This window comes from Pseudomonas sp. HMSC08G10 (genome assembly GCF_001808425.1).
Classification (GTDB): Bacteria; Pseudomonadota; Gammaproteobacteria; order Pseudomonadales; family Pseudomonadaceae; genus Aquipseudomonas; species Aquipseudomonas guariconensis.
Window position 1 is genome coordinate 1 of the sequence record NZ_KV793335.1, and the last position, 15,945, is coordinate 15,945.

Consider the following 15,945-nt stretch of genomic DNA (forward strand, 5'->3'; position numbering starts at 1 on the left):
TGCGTGAGCAGGTAGGGGTTTTGTCTTTTCTGCGGCCTATATTGGCAGCCCAATCAGTACTTTCCAGAAAGGCGCTTCCTACAGCGATATGGGGCCTGCAACACCTCGGGCGATGCGCAGCCCCTGTGATATGGTTCCCTACCAGAACCTCCCCGGCTGAGACGCTCAATGACCGACACATCCTCCCTGCATCCAGGTTTCATGATCGTTCAAGGCAACCGTCTGGATGACTTGCGCCATCTGGTAGTGGGTGTGATGCGTCGTTATCCCTTGGCACCGCTGGAGAACGAGATCGCGCTGGTTCAAAGCAATGGCATCGCCCAATGGCTCAAGTTGGCCCTGGCCGAAGACCCGCAGGAGGGCGATCAAGGCGGATGTGGGATTGCGGCTGCTATCGATGTCCAGTTGCCGGGCAGTTTCATGTGGCAGTTGTATCGCCGTGTTCTGGGGCGCGATGAAATTCCTGAGGTTTCGTTGCTGGACAAAGCCCCCCTCACTTGGCGCTTGATGCGCCTGCTTCCTGAGTTGATCGAGCGCCCCCATTTCGAACCGCTGCGCCGTTTCCTCACGGACGATGGTGATCTGCGCAAGCGTTACCAATTGGCCGAGCGCTTGGCGGACCTGTTCGACCAATACCAGGTCTATCGCGCCGACTGGCTCAAGGATTGGGCAGTAGGCGAGCATGTGCTCAATAGCGCTCGTGGCGAACGCAAGCCCTTACCCGTCGGTAATCGCTGGCAGGCGCAGCTATGGCGAGCGTTGCTCGAGGATGTTGGCGAGGCGGGCATGGCGCAGAGTCGCGCCGGGGTGCACCAGCGTTTCATCGAACGTATCAACAGCCTGGACCAAGCGCCCTTCGGCTTGCCGAAACGGGTGATCGTCTTCGGCATTTCGTCCTTACCTGCCCAAGCACTCGAGGCGCTGGCGGGGCTTGCTCGCTTCAGTCAGGTGTTGCTGTGCGTGCATAACCCATGCCGTCACCATTGGGCAGATATCGTTGCAGACAAGGACCTGCTGCGTCATCAGTACAAGCGTCAGCAGCGCAAGCACGGCACACCCTTGCAATTGGATGACGAAAGCCTGCACCAGCATGCTCACCCATTACTGGCTGCCTGGGGCAAGCAGGGCCGTGACTACATCAACCTTCTCGACAGTTATGATGACCCCGGCAGCTACCGCGGTGTATTCAGCGAGGGTCGCATCGACCTTTTCCAAGAGTCTGAGCCAAACTGCCTGCTTCGCCAGTTGCAGGATGACATTCTCGAGTTGCGCCCACTGGCCGAAACCCGCGAGCAGTGGGCTCCCATCGATCCCACCAAGGATCGCTCGGTGCGCTTCCATGTGGCCCACAGTCCGCAGCGTGAAGTGGAGATCCTTCATGACCAGTTGCTGGCCCGCTTCAGTGCAGATCCCACGCTGCGCCCGCGTGATGTCATCGTCATGCTGCCGGCCATCGACGACTATGCACCGCATATCCGCGCGGTCTTCGGCCAACTTGAGCGCAACGACCCTCGCTACATTCCTTTCACTCTCACCGACCAGGGCCAACGTGGTCGAGAACCGCTGCTGATCGCTCTGGAGCATCTGCTCAAGTTGCCCGAGAGTCGCTTTGCCGTCAGCGAAGTGCTCGACCTGCTGGACGTCCCTGCGCTTCGTGCGCGCTTTGCCATCGCACAGAGCGATTTGCCGACCTTGCATCGCTGGATCGAGGGCGCCGGCATCCGCTGGGGACTGAGCGCCAAGCAACGTGCGACCCTGGGACTGCCCGAAGGCCTGGAGCAGAACAGCTGGCGGTTTGGCCTGCGACGTATGTTGCTGGGGTATGCCGTCGGTGTCGGGGAGGGCTTCGACGAGATCGAGCCTTATGATGAAATCGGTGGCCTCGATGCTGCCTTGATCGGCCCGCTCGTGGCCCTGCTCGACGCGCTCGATGTGGCATGCGAAGCCTTGTCGCAGCCGGCTACGGCGCGCGAATGGGGTGAACGCCTGCAAGCGCTGCTGCAGGTATTCTTCCTCGCCGAGGATGAGCAGGACGAGTTCCTGTTGATGCAGCTGCAGGATTTGCGCGACACCTGGTTGGCTACGTGCGAAGCGGTCGGCCTTCAAGACGTGTTGCCGCTAACGGTGGTTCGTGAAGCCTGGTTGTCGGGACTGGACCAAGGCAAGTTGTCCCAACGTTTCCTGGCAGGTTCGGTGAACTTCTGCACGCTCATGCCCATGCGCGCGATCCCCTTCCGGGTGGTGTGCCTGCTAGGAATGAATGACGGCGACTACCCACGTGCCCAGCCGCCGCTGGACTTCGATCTGATGGCCAGTGACTACCGCCCTGGTGATCGCTCCCGCCGTGAAGATGACCGTTACCTGTTGCTTGAAGCCCTGCTTTCGGCGCGTGACCAGCTCTACATCAGTTGGGTCGGGCGCAGCATTCGTGACAACAGTGAGCGTCCCGCATCGGTGTTGATCGGTCAGTTGCGCGATCACCTCGCCGCAGGTTGGCGTCTGGCGGGCGCCAAAGAGGGGCTGCGGGAAAACCCTGGTGAGCAGTTGCTGCATGCCCTGACCCAGGAGCATCCCCTCCAACCCTTCAGCCAACGTTACTTCCAGAAAGGCAGCGCGCTGTTCAGCTACGCCCATGAGTGGCAGGTATTGCACCAGCTCGACACGGATCCTGTGGCCTGTCATGACACGCTGCCGCCCTATGTAGCCGAGGAGGCGTTGAGCCTCACCCAGTTGCAGGATTTTCTGCGTCACCCTGTGCGGCACTTCTTCAGTCAGCGTCTGAAGGTGTTCTTCGAGGCCTTGGAAACGCCAACGCCGGATGAAGAACCCTTCGTGCTCGATGCTTTGCAGCGCTACGGGCTGAGCGAAAGCCTGCTCGGCGCCGCGCTGGCCGATCCCGACAACGCCGATCACGCGCTGCTGAGCCAGGCTCGTCGCCTTCAGGCCTGCGGCCTGCTGCCGCTGGCGGGGTTCGGCGAAATCCTCCAGGCCGAGCTGATCCAGCCCCTACCTGACCTGCTGCAGCGTCATCGCCAGTTGCTGCAACGTTGGCCAACCGTGGTCGATGGGGCGCTGCCGATTCATTTCGACCACGCAACGCAGCGTCTGGAAGGCTGGTTGGGGAGGGTGTACCAAGCCCAGGACCTGAGCCTTCTGAGCATCACCAGCGTACCCAACACCCTGAGTGCCGGACGCAATAGCCGTAAATGGCATCGTCTGATCCCTGCCTGGGTCGTACATCTGGCGGCCTGTGCCGCAGGCTATCCATTGCATACCGCCATGGTCGCCAGCGACCTGACATTGTTGCTCGACCCGCTGCCGCAGCCCCAGGCGGCGGAGCTTTTGGGCGACCTGATCGTGGCTCGCCAGGCGGCCATGAATGCGCCGCTGCCCGTGGCCGCCAAGACCGCGTTCGCCTGGTTGGCCCAGAGCGATCCGGACAAAGCCCTGGCCTCAGCAGTCCGCGCCTACGAGGGCGATGGGCAGAACACCACCGGCGAGTGCGGCGAGAGCCTTGCCTTGGCACGTCAGTTCCCTGACTTCGCCGCGCTGTGCGCCGATGAAACCTTCGAAGGTTGGTGCGAGACCCTGTACCGCCCCTTGTTCGCAGCGCCCTGGCAGACCCTGGGCAATCCGGAGAATGCCGCATGACCCAGGCCCGCCCCTTGGCCCTGAGCTTTCCATTGCACGGCAGCCAACTGATCGAGGCCAGTGCTGGCACCGGCAAGACGTTCACCATATCGGCGTTGTACCTGCGCCTGATCCTAGGCCATGGCGGCGAGCAGGGTTTTGGCCGTGAGCTGCTGCCGCCACAGATCCTGGTGGTGACCTTCACCGACGCTGCCACCAAAGAGCTGCGTGAGCGGATCCGTGCTCGCCTGGCCGAAGCGGCACGGTTCTTCCGCGGTGAGCTGGCCGAAGCTGATCCGCTGCTGCAGATGTTGCGCGATGATTATCCCGCCGAGCAGTGGGCGCGTTGCGCCAGTCGCCTCGACGTTGCGGTCCAGTGGATGGACGAAGCCGCGGTGTCGACCATCCACGGTTGGTGCCAGCGTATGTTGCGCGAGCACGCCTTCGACAGCGGAAGCTTGTTCACCCAGAGCCTGGAGACCGATCACAGCGAGTTGCTGGGTCAGGTCATGCGCGATTACTGGCGGCGTTTCTGTTACAGCATGCAAGGCGAAGCCCTGGCCTGGGTACGCAACCAGTGGGGCAGCCCCGACGCGTTGCTGCCACGTATCCGCCCATTGTTTGGGCGGGTGCGCGGTGAGGTGGATGATGCTCAGCCGCAAGCGTTGATCGAGCAGGCCTTGCGCGAGCGGGCCACGCAGCTGTGCCAGCTCAAGGCGCCCTGGGCCCGATGGGCCGATGAGTTGCACCAGATTTGCCAGGCAGCCGTGGCCGGCAAGCTGGCGGACGGCCGCAAGCTGCAGGCACGCTTCTTCGAGCCTTGGTTCGACAAGCTGCGGGCCTGGGCCGGTGACGATCAAGTACTTGAGCTGGATTTGGGCACCGGTTTCACCCGACTGACGCCTGCGGGCATGGCAGAAGCCTGGAAGTCCGGCGAGCCGCCTGATCATCCCGCCCTGCATGCCATGCAGAGCCTGCGTGAGCAATTGCAGGGGCTGGCCAGCCCCGATGCGCGGCTGCTGGAGCACGCCGCGACCTGGGTGTCGGCCCGCTTCGAGGTTGAGAAGCGCAAGCGCGCCGAGATGGGTTTTGACGACATGCTCTTGCGTTTGGAGCAAGCGTTGACCAGCGAGTCTGGCGAGCGTCTGGCCGGTTTGATTCGCGAGCAGTTCCCGGTAGCGCTGATCGACGAGTTCCAAGACACTGACCCGGTGCAATACGGCATCTTCGAGCGCATCTACCGGATCAGCGAAAACCATAGAGAGACCGGTCTGTTCATGATCGGCGATCCCAAGCAGGCGATCTACGCCTTCCGCGGGGCCGACATTTTCACCTACCTGGCCGCCCGCCGCGCCACGGCAGGGCGCTTGCACAGTCTGGATACCAACTACCGTTCCAGCCAGGCGATGGTAACGGCGGTCAATCGCGTGTTTCTCCAGGCCGAAGAGCGCCCCCAGGGGCGCGGCGCCTTCCTGTTCCGCGAGGGCCAAGACAACCCCTTGCCCTTCGTCGAGGTCCGTGCCAAGGGGCGCGATGAGCGATTGATGATCGACGGCCAGCCCGCTGCGGCGTTGCAATGCTGGCAACTGCAAAGCGAGGAGCCGGTCTCCAGCACGCTCTACCGCCAGCAACTGGCGGCCAGTTGCGCCAGTCATATCGTCGGCCTGCTCAATGGCGGCCAGCAAGGCGTGAGCGGACTGCTCGACAGCCAGGGCACGCTGCGCCCCTGCTTGCCGTCGGACATCGCCATCCTCGTGCGCGATGGCCGAGAGGCCCAGTTGATACGCGCCGAGCTTGCGGCCCGCGATGTGCGCAGCGTGTATCTGTCGGACAAGGACTCGGTCTTCGCCGCCCAAGAAGCCCATGACTTGTTGGTCTGGCTCAAGGCCTGTGCTGAGCCGGATTCCGAGCGTCTGCTCAAGGGCGCCCTGGCCAGCCTGACCCTCGACCTGCCACTCGCCGACCTGGACCGCCTGAACCAGGACGAGCGCGTGTGGGAAGGTTGGGTCATGCGTTTTCGTCAGTACCGCGAGACCTGGCAGCGTCAGGGCGTGTTGCCGATGCTGCGCCGCCTGCTGCATGACTTCCAGCTGCCGCGCATGCTCATGGCCCGCAGCGACGGCGAGCGGGTGCTGACCAACTTGCTGCACCTGGCGGAGTTGCTGCAGCAGGCGGCGAGTGAGTTGGACGGTGAGCAGGCCTTGATCCGCCACCTGGCCGAACACCTGGCCAATGCTGGTCACGCCGGCGAAGAGCAAATCCTGCGCCTTGAAAGCGACGAGCAACTGGTCAAGGTAGTGACCATCCACAAATCCAAGGGGCTGGAATACCCCTTGGTCTATTTGCCGTTCATCTGCACCAGCAAACCGGTGGATGGTCAGCGCCTGCCTCTGACCTGGCACGATAGCCAAGGCCGGATCCACCTCACCCTGACACCCGACGAAACACAGATCGCCCGCGCCGATGATGAACGCCTGGCCGAAGATCTGCGCCTGCTCTACGTGGCCCTGACCCGTGCACAGTATGCCTGCTGGCTGGGTGTCGCCGACCTCAAGCGCGGCAGTCAGAAGAACTCGCAATTGCACCGCTGTGCTCTGGGCTATCTGCTCGGCGCAGGCTTGCCTCTAGCAGCTTCCAGCGAACTAGGCGAATGGCTTGCGCGGTTGCAGGGCTCGAGTGCGGACATCACATGCAGCGTACTGCCCGAAGCCGACGCCCAGCGCTACCACCCCCCTCGTGACGAGCGCGAGCTGCTGCCGGCGCGCAAGCCACGGCGGGCCGCCGCCGAGCATTGGTGGATCGCCTCCTACAGTGCCCTGCGAGTCGGTGATCAGACCTTGAGCGCCGACAGTTCCCAAGCCCAGCAATTGCTGGACGACGAAATAGTCGATACCCAGGCATTGCGTGAGGTGCCCGCCGAGGGCGGCGATATTCACCGCTTCCCTCGCGGGCCGAACCCCGGCACCTTCCTCCACGGCCTGCTGGAGTGGGCCGGCCGGGAAGGGTTCGCCGAGGTCAGCGGCAAGCCGGACTTGATCAAGCGCACCGTGGGGGAACGTTGTAACCGCCGGGACTGGACCGGCTGGATTCCCGCCTTGGAGCAGTGGCTGGGGCAGTTGCTGAGCCAGCCGCTTCCCTTGCACGCCGACGGCCCGAGCCTGATCCTCGCCGAGCTGCGTCACTATCAGATCGAGATGGAGTTCTGGTTCGCCAGCCATCAAGTGGATGCCGTGCGCCTTGACCATCTGGTCGCCCGCCATACCCATGGCGCAGCGGCGCGTCCTGCGGCGTTGCCCACGGTGCTCAACGGCATGTTCAAAGGTTTCATCGACCTGGCATTCGAGTTGGACGGCCGTTACTACGTGGCCGACTACAAATCCAACTGGCTCGGTCCAGACACCCAGGCCTACAACGGCCTGGCCATGGAGCAGGCGATTCTGGAGCATCGCTACGATCTGCAGTACGTGCTCTATCTGCTGGCCCTGCATCGCCAATTGCGGGCACGGTTGCCGGACTACGATTACGACCGTCATGTGGGCGGTGCTGTATTCATCTTCCTGCGTGGTGCCGACAGCGCCGGCCATGGCTTGTATTTCGCCAAGCCGCCGCGGGCGCTGATCGAGGCGCTCGATGCGTTGTTCCGCGGTGCCCATGAGCCGGAACAGCAGGACCTGTTTGCCGGAGTCGCGCCATGAGCCGATGCCTCGATGACCTCTTGCCTACCCCTGTAGATGCCGAACAACTGACGGCTCTGGCGCCCCTGCGCGAGAGCCGTGACCTGCTGGTGCTGCTCGATCGCTGGGTCGAGCGAGGTTGGCTGCGGGCACTGGACCGTGCCTTCGTGAATTTTCTCGAAGAGCGCGCCCCTGGCAGCGACACCTTGTTGTTGCTGGCAGCGGCCCTGGCCAGTCATCAGTTGGGCCATGGTCATGTCTGCCTCGATCTGAAGCAGACCCTCGCCGAGCCTGATTTCGCCTTGTCGCTGCCGCCGGAGGGCGACGCACTGGCCGGGCCTTTGCTGCTGCCCTCGCAACTGCTCGCCAGCCTGACCCTGGACACCTGGCTGCAGCGCATTGCCGCCAGCCCTCTGGTGGCCGCGGGCAATAGCCCGGGGCAAGGCGCCCGGCCGCTGGTGCTCAGCGGCCAGCGTCTCTATCTGCGCCGCTACTGGAGCTATGAGCGGCGCATCGACGACGCCTTGCGCCAGCGCCTGACCCAGAGCGAAGCCATGCCGGCGGATCTGCCCGCACGGCTTGATCACTTGTTCGAAGGCGGCGCCCCGGCAGGGCAGGTGGACTGGCAGAAACTTGCGTGTGCGCTGGCCACGCGGGCGGCGTTCAGCATCATCACCGGCGGCCCTGGCACCGGCAAGACCACCACCGTGGTGCGTTTGCTGGCGTTGTTGCAGGCGCCTGCCGTGGAGAGGGGGCGCCCTTTGCGCATTCGCCTCGCGGCGCCCACCGGCAAGGCCGCCGCCCGCTTGACCGAGTCGATCGGCCAGCAGGTCGAGCGGCTGAAGGTCAGCGGTGAGGTGCGCGCACAGATCCCGACCGAGGTCAGCACCGTTCACCGTCTGCTGGGCAGCCGACCGGGGTCCCGACACTTCCGCCACCATGCGGGCAACCCGTTACCGCTGGACGTGTTGGTGGTCGACGAAGCCTCGATGATCGACCTGGAGATGATGGCCAACCTGCTCGACGCCTTGCCGCCCAAGGCACGTCTGGTGCTGTTGGGCGACAAGGACCAGTTGGCCTCGGTCGAGGCCGGCGCGGTGTTGGGTGATTTGTGTCGCGATGCCGAGGAGGGCTGTTATTCCCCGGCTACCCGGGCCTGGCTGGAGCAAGTCGGCGGCCAATCGCTGGAGGGCTGTGGTCTCACGCCCGGGGATGCGCAGCGCAATCCGCTGGCCCAGCAGGTGGTGATGTTGCGTTACTCGCGCCGTTTCGGCGAAGGCAGCGGCATCGGCCAGCTGGCCCGCCTGGTCAACCGCCAGCAGGCACAGCAGGCGCGTGATCTGCTGACCCTGCCGCCGAGCGATGTGTTCGGTCTGACCCTGCGCGGTGAACAGGACCGGGCTTTTGATCGCTTGCTGTTGGACGGCCTGGGCCGTGGCGACGATGGGCCCCAAGGTTACCGCAGCTATCTGCGTGCCATTGGTCGTCATCGTCCGCCCCCTGGCACGCCCGTCGATGACCCGCGCTGGGAGCAGTGGGCCAGCAAGGTACTGCAGAGTTTCGAGCACTTCCAGTTGCTCTGCGCAGTGCGCAAGGGCCCTTGGGGGGTTGCGGGTCTGAATGAACGTGTGGCGCGTGTGCTTGGCAACGCCGGGCTGATCGACAACCAGCAACCCTGGTATGAAGGCCGGCCAGTGCTGGTCACGCGCAACGATTATGGCTTGGGCCTGATGAACGGCGACATCGGCATTGCCTTGCGTCTGCCGGATGATCTGGGCGAGCCGGTACTGCGCGTGGCCTTTGCGCGCAACGATGGCAGTGGCGGGGTGCGTTTTGTGTTGCCGAGCCGGCTCAACGAGGTGGAAACGGTGTTTGCCATGACAGTGCACAAGTCCCAGGGCTCGGAGTTCAGCCATACGGCCTTGGTGTTGCCGGATGCACTGAACCCGGTGCTCACCAAGGAGTTGGTCTATACCGGTATCACCCGCGCCAAGCACTGTTTCAGCCTGATCGAGCCGCGCACCGGCGTTTTCGAAGAGGCGGTGGCGCGCAGGGTGCGACGGATCTCCGGATTGATGCTCGAGCAAGTGTGACGTAGCGCACATTTCTGGGCGGCAGGCCTTGTGCTATCGTTGCGCCAAATCTGAAGGGACTTTGTGGGATTTCCTAAATGGTGGCTGTCTCGCCTCGGGGACGCGTGATGGGCCGTGCGCTTGCGCTGTTGATGGCCGCCTTGCTGCTCGCAGGCCCTGCACGGGCAGACACCCCTGCGAGCGCTGCTCAGGTCCAACAGCGGGCCAAGGCCGTGACCCAAGTCGTGCTGGGCATTCTCAGCTATGCGCGCTGGCCGGCAGAGCCAGTGCCGCTGCGTTTGTGCCTGGTAGGGCCGACCGAATACGCCGATGACCTGATCAAGGGCAATGTGCAGAACTCCGGCCAGCCCTTGCAGGTGCGGCGCTTGTTGGTGAACGACCAGCGTGTCGCCAGCGCCTGCGACGCACTTTATATCGGCAAGCTCGACCAAGGTGAGCGGGAGCGGCTGTTCCAGTCGATCAGCGGCCATCCGGTGCTCAGCATCAGCGAGGCGGACGATCCCTGCACCGTGGGCAGCCTGTTTTGCCTGCGGGTCAGTGACGAGCAGGTGGCCTTTGACGTAAACCTGGATTCAGTCGCTCGCAGCGGTGTGCGAATCCATCCCAGTGTGTTGCAGTTGTCTCGTCGACGGGCGGTGCAGCCATGAGAAGGTGCATCAAGCCTGGCGTTCGCCCAACCCTGCGTTCGGTACTTGGCCGCGGCCATCTGGGATTGGCCTTGCTGGCGGTAGGGTTGGCAGGCGTCTCCCTGACCCTGCTCGGTGTGCTCGCCTTGCGCGTCTATGCCAATCACAACCTGCACCTGATTGCCCGCTCGATCAACTACACCGTCGAAGCGGCTGTGGTGTTCGACGATGCCCCTGCAGCGAAGGAAGCTCTGGCGTTGATCGCAGCCACCGAAGAGGTGGCCGATGCCAAGGTGTTCAATGACGAAGGGGAGCAACTGGCCCATTGGCACCGTGACGACGATGGCATGTTTGCCCAGCTGGAGGCGGAAGTGGCCAGCGCGCTACTGGAGGAACCGATCACGCTGCCGGTGATACATCAGCAACAGAAGGTCGGGCACATCGAAGTGTCCGGGCAGGGTGGCAACTTGCTGCGCTTCCTGTTCAGTGGCCTGGCGGGGATCGTGTTCTGCACGTTGCTCAGTGCAGTGGTGGCTCTCTATCTGTCGCGTCGGCTGTTCGGCGACATCATTCGCCCGTTGCGCAGCCTTGCCAGCGTGGCTCACGCCGCCCGCCGCGATCGTACCTTCGACCGGCGCGTACCCGAAACGCAGATCGCCGAGCTCAACGAGCTGGGCAACGACTTCAATGCATTGCTCGACGAACTGGAGGCCTGGGACAGTCACCTGCGCAGTGAGAACGAGAACCTGGCTCACCAGGCGACCCATGACAGCCTTACCGGCCTGCCCAATCGTGCATTCTTCGAGGGGCGCCTGAGCCGTAGCCTGCGCAATGCCGTCCGCCAGCAGGAGCGGCTGGCGGTGATGTTCCTCGACAGCGACCATTTCAAACAGATCAACGACAGCCTGGGCCACTCGGCGGGGGATGAGGTGCTGATCAGCGTGGCCAGTCGGATCCGCGCGCAATTGCGCGAACACGACCTGGTGGCGCGCCTGGGCGGGGACGAGTTCGCGGTGCTGCTGACGCCCTTGCAGTCGCGAGGCGACGCCGAGCGCATCGCTGAAAAGATCATCGCCAGCATGCAGCTGCCGATTCATCTGGAAACCGGCAACAGCATCACCACCTCGTTGAGCGTAGGCATCGCCTACTTCCCCGACGACGGCCTGGACCCGGCAGGGCTGCTCAATGCCGCCGATGGGGCGATGTATCAGGCCAAGCGCATGCGCCGTGGCCATTGGCAAGTGGCGCAGACGGAGCATTCGGCCACTGACGTTGATAACAGGAGCTGAACCGTGATTCACCGTGTCGTTGCGCTGCGTTTTCCCACACTGGTGTTGGCATTGCTGACGTTGCTGGCGCTCGGCGGTTGCCAGAGCGTTCCCAAGGGCTTGAGTGAAGAGCAGATCGCCGTGCTCAAGCGTGAAGGCTTCGCGCCGACTGACGAAGGTTGGGCGTTCGATCTTTCTGGCAAGGTGTTGTTTGGCAGCGATCTGGACAGCCTGAACAGCCAGAGCCGCGCGATCGTGGAGCGCATCGGCAAAGCCTTGCTGTCGGTGGATATCCAGCGGGTGAGGGTTGACGGCCATGCCGATGCCTCGGGCAAGGAGGCCTATAACCAGCAGTTGTCCGAACGCCGTGCGCAGAGCGTCGCCCAGGCGCTGATCGGCATCGGCATGCAGCCTCAGAACATCCGCACCGTTGGCCTGGGCAGCAGCCAGCCGGTGGCGGACAACCGCACCGCCAGCGGGCGAACCGAGAACCGCCGCGTATCGATCGTGGTAGCGTCCTACTGAGGCACGCGCTGGCGCCTGCGATTGGGCGCAGATGCGCCCATCCGGCATCACGCGAACTTCATCTCCCGGCTGTTGCCCATCAGCAACGGCGCGTTGGCCTCGGTCACATCGCGAATGTAGTCCCACAGCAAGGTGATGCGCTTCAACTTGCGCAGGTCCTCCCGGCAGTACATCCAGAACTGCCGGGTAATCTCCACCTCTTCCGGTAGCAGATTGATCAACCGTGCATCCTGCGCAGCCAGGAAACACGGCAGGATTGCCAGCCCGCGGCCTTGCAAGGCCGCGGTGTATTGGGCGATCACGCTGGTGCTGCGCAGGTGGGCGTTGGCGTTGGGGATCAGGTTGGCCAGGTACAAAAGCTCAGAGCTGAATGCCAGATCGTCCACATAGCTGATGAACCGGTGCTGGGTCAGGTCGGTGGCCTGGCGGATTGGCGGGTGGTTGTCCAAGTATTCCTGGGTCGCGTACAGCCGCAGGCGATAGTCGCACAGCTTGCAGCACACATAGGGCCCATGCTCGGGCCGCTCCAGGGCGATGACGATGTCGGCCTCGCGCTTGGACAGGCTGATGAAGTGTGGCAGGGGCAGGATGTCCACCGAGATTGCCGGGTAGGCATCGACGAAGTGACTCAGTTGCGGAGTGACGAAGAAGCTGCCGAAGCCCTCGGTGCAGCCCATGCGAACATGGCCCGAAAGTGCCACGCCTGAGCCTGAGACCTGCTCGCAGGCCATGTGCAGCGTGCTTTCGATCGATTCGGCGTAGCCCAGCAGACGTTGACCCTCAGAGGTCAGGACAAAACCGTTGGTCCGGGATTTTTCGAACAGAAGCGTGCCCAGCGCGCCTTCAAGCGAGCTGATGCGTCGCGACACCGTGGTGTAGTCAACGGCCAGGCGCTTGGCCGCGCTGCTGGCCTTGCGGGTGCGCGCCACTTCTAGAAAGAACTTCAAATCGTCCCAGTTCAGTGAGCTCAGGGAGGTGAGGTCTTTTTGCATGATGATCCGGTTTTTTTGTGCGTTCTTGTTGGATGTTTGCACATCTATACTCGAAAAAAGCCCCACGGCGCCACCCCGCCTCGGCGCGCTGGCGATCTCGTTCCGACAATAATTCCAAGGAGAGCGCAGATGAACGCACCCCATACCCCCGACCAGGCCAAGGTCGAGCAGGTCAAGCTGCTGATCGACGGCCAGTGGGTCGAGTCCAAGACCACCGAGTGGCGCGACATCGTCAACCCGGCCACCCAGCAGGTGCTGGCGCGGGTGCCGTTCGCCACCGTAGAGGAAGTCGACGCCGCCGTGGCTGCGGCCCAGCGAGCCTTCGCCAGCTGGCGCGACACCCCCATAGGTGCCCGCATGCGCATCATGCTCAAGCTGCAGGCGCTGATCCGCGAACACACCAAGCGTATCGCCCAGACCCTCAGTGCCGAGCAGGGCAAGACCCTCGCCGATGCCGAAGGCGATATCTTCCGCGGCCTGGAGGTGGTCGAGCACGCGGCCTCGATCGGCACCCTGCAGATGGGCGAGTTCGCCGAAAACGTTGCAGGTGGCGTGGACACCTATACCCTGCGCCAACCGATCGGCGTATGCGCTGGCATCACCCCGTTCAACTTCCCGGCGATGATTCCGCTGTGGATGTTCCCGATGGCCATCGTTTGCGGCAACACCTTCGTGCTCAAGCCGTCCGAACAGGACCCACTGTCGACCATGATGCTGGTGGAACTGGCCCTGGAAGCCGGCATACCGGCCGGTGTGCTGAACGTAGTGCATGGCGGCAAGCAGGTGGTGGATGCGATCTGCACCCACAAGGACATCAAGGCGATTTCCTTCGTCGGTTCCACCGAGGTCGGCACCCACGTGTACAACCTGGGTAGCCAGCACGGCAAGCGCGTGCAGTCGATGATGGGCGCCAAGAACCACGCCGTGGTGCTGCCGGACGCCAACCGTACCCAGACGATCAATGCCCTGGTCGGTGCTGCTTTCGGCGCGGCCGGTCAGCGCTGCATGGCCACCTCGGTGGCGGTGTTGGTAGGCAAGGCCCGCGAATGGCTGCCGGACATCAAGGAAGCCGCCAGCAAGCTCAAGGTCAATGCTGGTTGCGAGCCGGGCACCGACGTCGGCCCGGTGGTTTCCAAGCGTGCCAAGGAGCGCGTGTTGGGGCTGATCGAAAGCGGTATCAACGAAGGCGCCAAGCTCGAACTGGACGGGCGTGACGTCAAGGTGCCGGGCTACGAGCAGGGCAACTTTGTCGGCCCGACCCTGTTCTCAGGGGTACGCACCGACATGCAGATCTACACCCAGGAAATCTTCGGCCCGGTGCTAGTGACCCTGGAAGTCGACACCCTCGACGAGGCCATCGCCCTGGTCAATGCCAACCCGTTCGGCAACGGAACGGGCCTGTTCACCCAGAGCGGTGCGGCAGCGCGCAAGTTCCAGAGCGAGATCGACATCGGCCAGGTCGGCATCAATATTCCGATTCCCGTGCCGGTGCCGTTCTTCAGTTTCACAGGTTCGCGCGGCTCCAAGCTGGGCGACCTGGGCCCGTACGGCAAGCAGGTGGTGCAGTTCTACACTCAGACCAAGACCGTCACCGCCCGCTGGTTCGACGATGACAGCGTCAATGACGGTGTGAACACCACCATCAGCCTGCGCTAAGGAGTTCGTCATGCGTATCGCATTCATCGGCCTGGGCAACATGGGCGCGCCCATGGCCCGCAACCTGATCAAGGCCGGGCATCAACTGAACCTGTTCGACCTGAACAAGACCGTGCTGGCCGAGCTCGCCGAACTGGGCGGGCAGGTCAGCGCCTCGCCGAAGGAAGCGGCGGCCAGCAGTGACCTGGTGATCACCATGCTACCGGCGGCGGCCCACGTGCGCAGTGTCTATCTGGGTGACGATGGCGTGCTGGCGGGTGTACGGCCGGGCACACCGACCGTGGACTGCAGCACGATCGATCCGCAGACCGCCCGCGAAGTGTCCAAGGCCGCAGCGGCCAAGGGCGTGGACATGGGCGATGCGCCGGTGTCCGGTGGTACCGGTGGCGCGGCAGCGGGTACCTTGACCTTCATGGTCGGTGCCAGCGCCGAGCTGTTCGCCACGCTCAAGCCGGTACTGGAACAGATGGGGCGCAACATCGTGCACTGCGGCGAGGTGGGTACCGGACAGATCGCCAAGATCTGCAACAACCTTCTGCTGGGCATTTCGATGATCGGTGTGTCCGAAGCCATGGCCCTGGGCAATGCGCTGGGCATCGACACCAAGGTGCTGGCCGGCATCATCAACAGCTCCACCGGGCGTTGCTGGAGTTCGGATACCTACAACCCCTGGCCAGGCATCATCGAGACCGCCCCGGCTTCGCGCGGCTACACCGGCGGCTTTGGCGCCGAGCTGATGCTCAAGGACCTGGGGCTGGCCACCGAGGCTGCGCGCCTGGCGCACCAGCCGGTGATCCTCGGCGCCGTGGCGCAGCAGCTTTATCAGGCCATGAGCCTGCGTGGCGAGGGCGGCAAGGACTTTTCGGCGATCGTCGAGAGTTATCGCAAGAAGGATTGACGAGCGAGGTGAACTTTATCGCGGGCCAGGTGGCCTTCCCTCTGTAACTGCGCACCAGAGGGAAGGGCACCTGCCTCGCGATTTTTTTTCGTGCTCGATTTTACAGGTGTGGTGCAGTCTATGGGCGCGGGTAAACCCGTTCCCACAGGGACGCGCCGTGTTGAACTGGCTGCGCCATTCAAAGCCCTGCGAAAGGGCTTTGGCATCAGGCGAAGACGAAGTACTTGCGCACGGTCTCGACCACTTCCCAGGTGCCTTTGAGACCTGGCTCGATGATGAACACGTCGCCTGCCTTCAGGTGCTTGGGCTCTTCACCTTCCGGCGTGATGATCACGTAGCCTTCGAGGAAGTGGCAAAACTCCCACTTCTCGTAGTTGATCTCGAACTTGCCGGGAGTGCAGATCCAGGTGCCCATGATCTTGCTGCCATCGGCAGAGAGGTAGGCGTTCAGGTTGACGGTCTGCGGGTTGCCGCCGATGCGCTTCCACGGGGTGGCGTTCAGGGCCGGGGTCGGGCAGGTTTCGCGCAGGACGGTAATGAAGTCGGACATGGCAGGTTCCCAGGTAAGTGGCTGAATGACACG

Annotated in this window: 10 protein-coding genes; 8 read left to right on the forward strand and 2 right to left on the reverse strand. The window is 63.5% G+C overall.

All coding sequences use genetic code 11. The features are described from left to right. Positions 1 to 168 precede the first annotated feature (168 nt). The 6 genes from recC (at position 169) to HMPREF3173_RS22090 (ending at position 11,816) form a co-directional block, all read left to right on the forward strand. Positions 169 to 3,651, forward strand: coding sequence for an exodeoxyribonuclease V subunit gamma (recC, locus tag HMPREF3173_RS22065; protein WP_070576747.1), 3,483 nt, complete (start codon positions 169 to 171; stop codon positions 3,649 to 3,651). Further along, complete coding sequence (gene recB / locus HMPREF3173_RS22070) at positions 3,648 to 7,325, forward strand: exodeoxyribonuclease V subunit beta (protein ID WP_070576750.1); 3,678 nt, start codon at positions 3,648 to 3,650, stop codon at positions 7,323 to 7,325. Before recC ends, recB begins: the two co-directional genes overlap by 4 nt. Continuing rightward, positions 7,322 to 9,397, forward strand: coding sequence for an exodeoxyribonuclease V subunit alpha (recD, locus tag HMPREF3173_RS22075; protein WP_070576753.1), 2,076 nt, complete (start codon positions 7,322 to 7,324; stop codon positions 9,395 to 9,397). The genes recB and recD overlap by 4 nt, the downstream gene beginning before the upstream one ends. A gap of 107 nt (positions 9,398 to 9,504) precedes the next feature. Further along, positions 9,505 to 10,044 (forward strand): regulatory sequestration protein YfiR, encoded by a 540-nt coding sequence (locus tag HMPREF3173_RS22080; protein ID WP_371906710.1) that lies wholly within the window; start codon positions 9,505 to 9,507, stop codon positions 10,042 to 10,044. After that, positions 10,041 to 11,312 (forward strand): diguanylate cyclase DgcN/YfiN, encoded by a 1,272-nt coding sequence (locus HMPREF3173_RS22085; protein ID WP_070576756.1) that lies wholly within the window; start codon positions 10,041 to 10,043, stop codon positions 11,310 to 11,312. Before HMPREF3173_RS22080 ends, HMPREF3173_RS22085 begins: the two co-directional genes overlap by 4 nt. 3 nt (positions 11,313 to 11,315) lie before the next feature. Beyond that, complete coding sequence (locus tag HMPREF3173_RS22090; RefSeq protein WP_043215252.1) at positions 11,316 to 11,816, forward strand: outer membrane lipoprotein YfiB; 501 nt, start codon at positions 11,316 to 11,318, stop codon at positions 11,814 to 11,816. Positions 11,817 to 11,863: 47 nt separating this feature from the next. On the opposite strand, the gene HMPREF3173_RS22095 is transcribed toward HMPREF3173_RS22090, so the two are convergent. Beyond that, the gene (locus HMPREF3173_RS22095; RefSeq protein ID WP_070092810.1) at positions 11,864 to 12,808 is read right to left on the reverse strand and encodes a LysR family transcriptional regulator; all 945 of its coding nucleotides are present in this window, start codon (positions 12,806 to 12,808) and stop codon (positions 11,864 to 11,866) included. A gap of 129 nt (positions 12,809 to 12,937) precedes the next feature. Between HMPREF3173_RS22095 and HMPREF3173_RS22100 the strand changes: the two genes are divergently transcribed. Together HMPREF3173_RS22100 and mmsB are read left to right on the forward strand one after the other, a co-directional pair. Then, on the forward strand, positions 12,938 to 14,464 hold the full coding sequence (locus tag HMPREF3173_RS22100; protein ID WP_070576759.1) for a CoA-acylating methylmalonate-semialdehyde dehydrogenase: 1,527 nt from the start codon (positions 12,938 to 12,940) through the stop codon (positions 14,462 to 14,464). A gap of 10 nt (positions 14,465 to 14,474) precedes the next feature. After that, positions 14,475 to 15,362, forward strand: a complete 888-nt coding sequence (gene mmsB, locus HMPREF3173_RS22105) for a 3-hydroxyisobutyrate dehydrogenase (RefSeq protein ID WP_043215258.1) — start codon at positions 14,475 to 14,477, stop codon at positions 15,360 to 15,362. Positions 15,363 to 15,567: 205 nt separating this feature from the next. On the opposite strand, the gene HMPREF3173_RS22110 is transcribed toward mmsB, so the two are convergent. Continuing rightward, a complete protein-coding gene (locus HMPREF3173_RS22110; protein ID WP_043215260.1) occupies positions 15,568 to 15,912 on the reverse strand; it encodes a cupin domain-containing protein in 345 nt (114 codons plus the stop codon). Positions 15,913 to 15,945 lie beyond the last annotated feature (33 nt).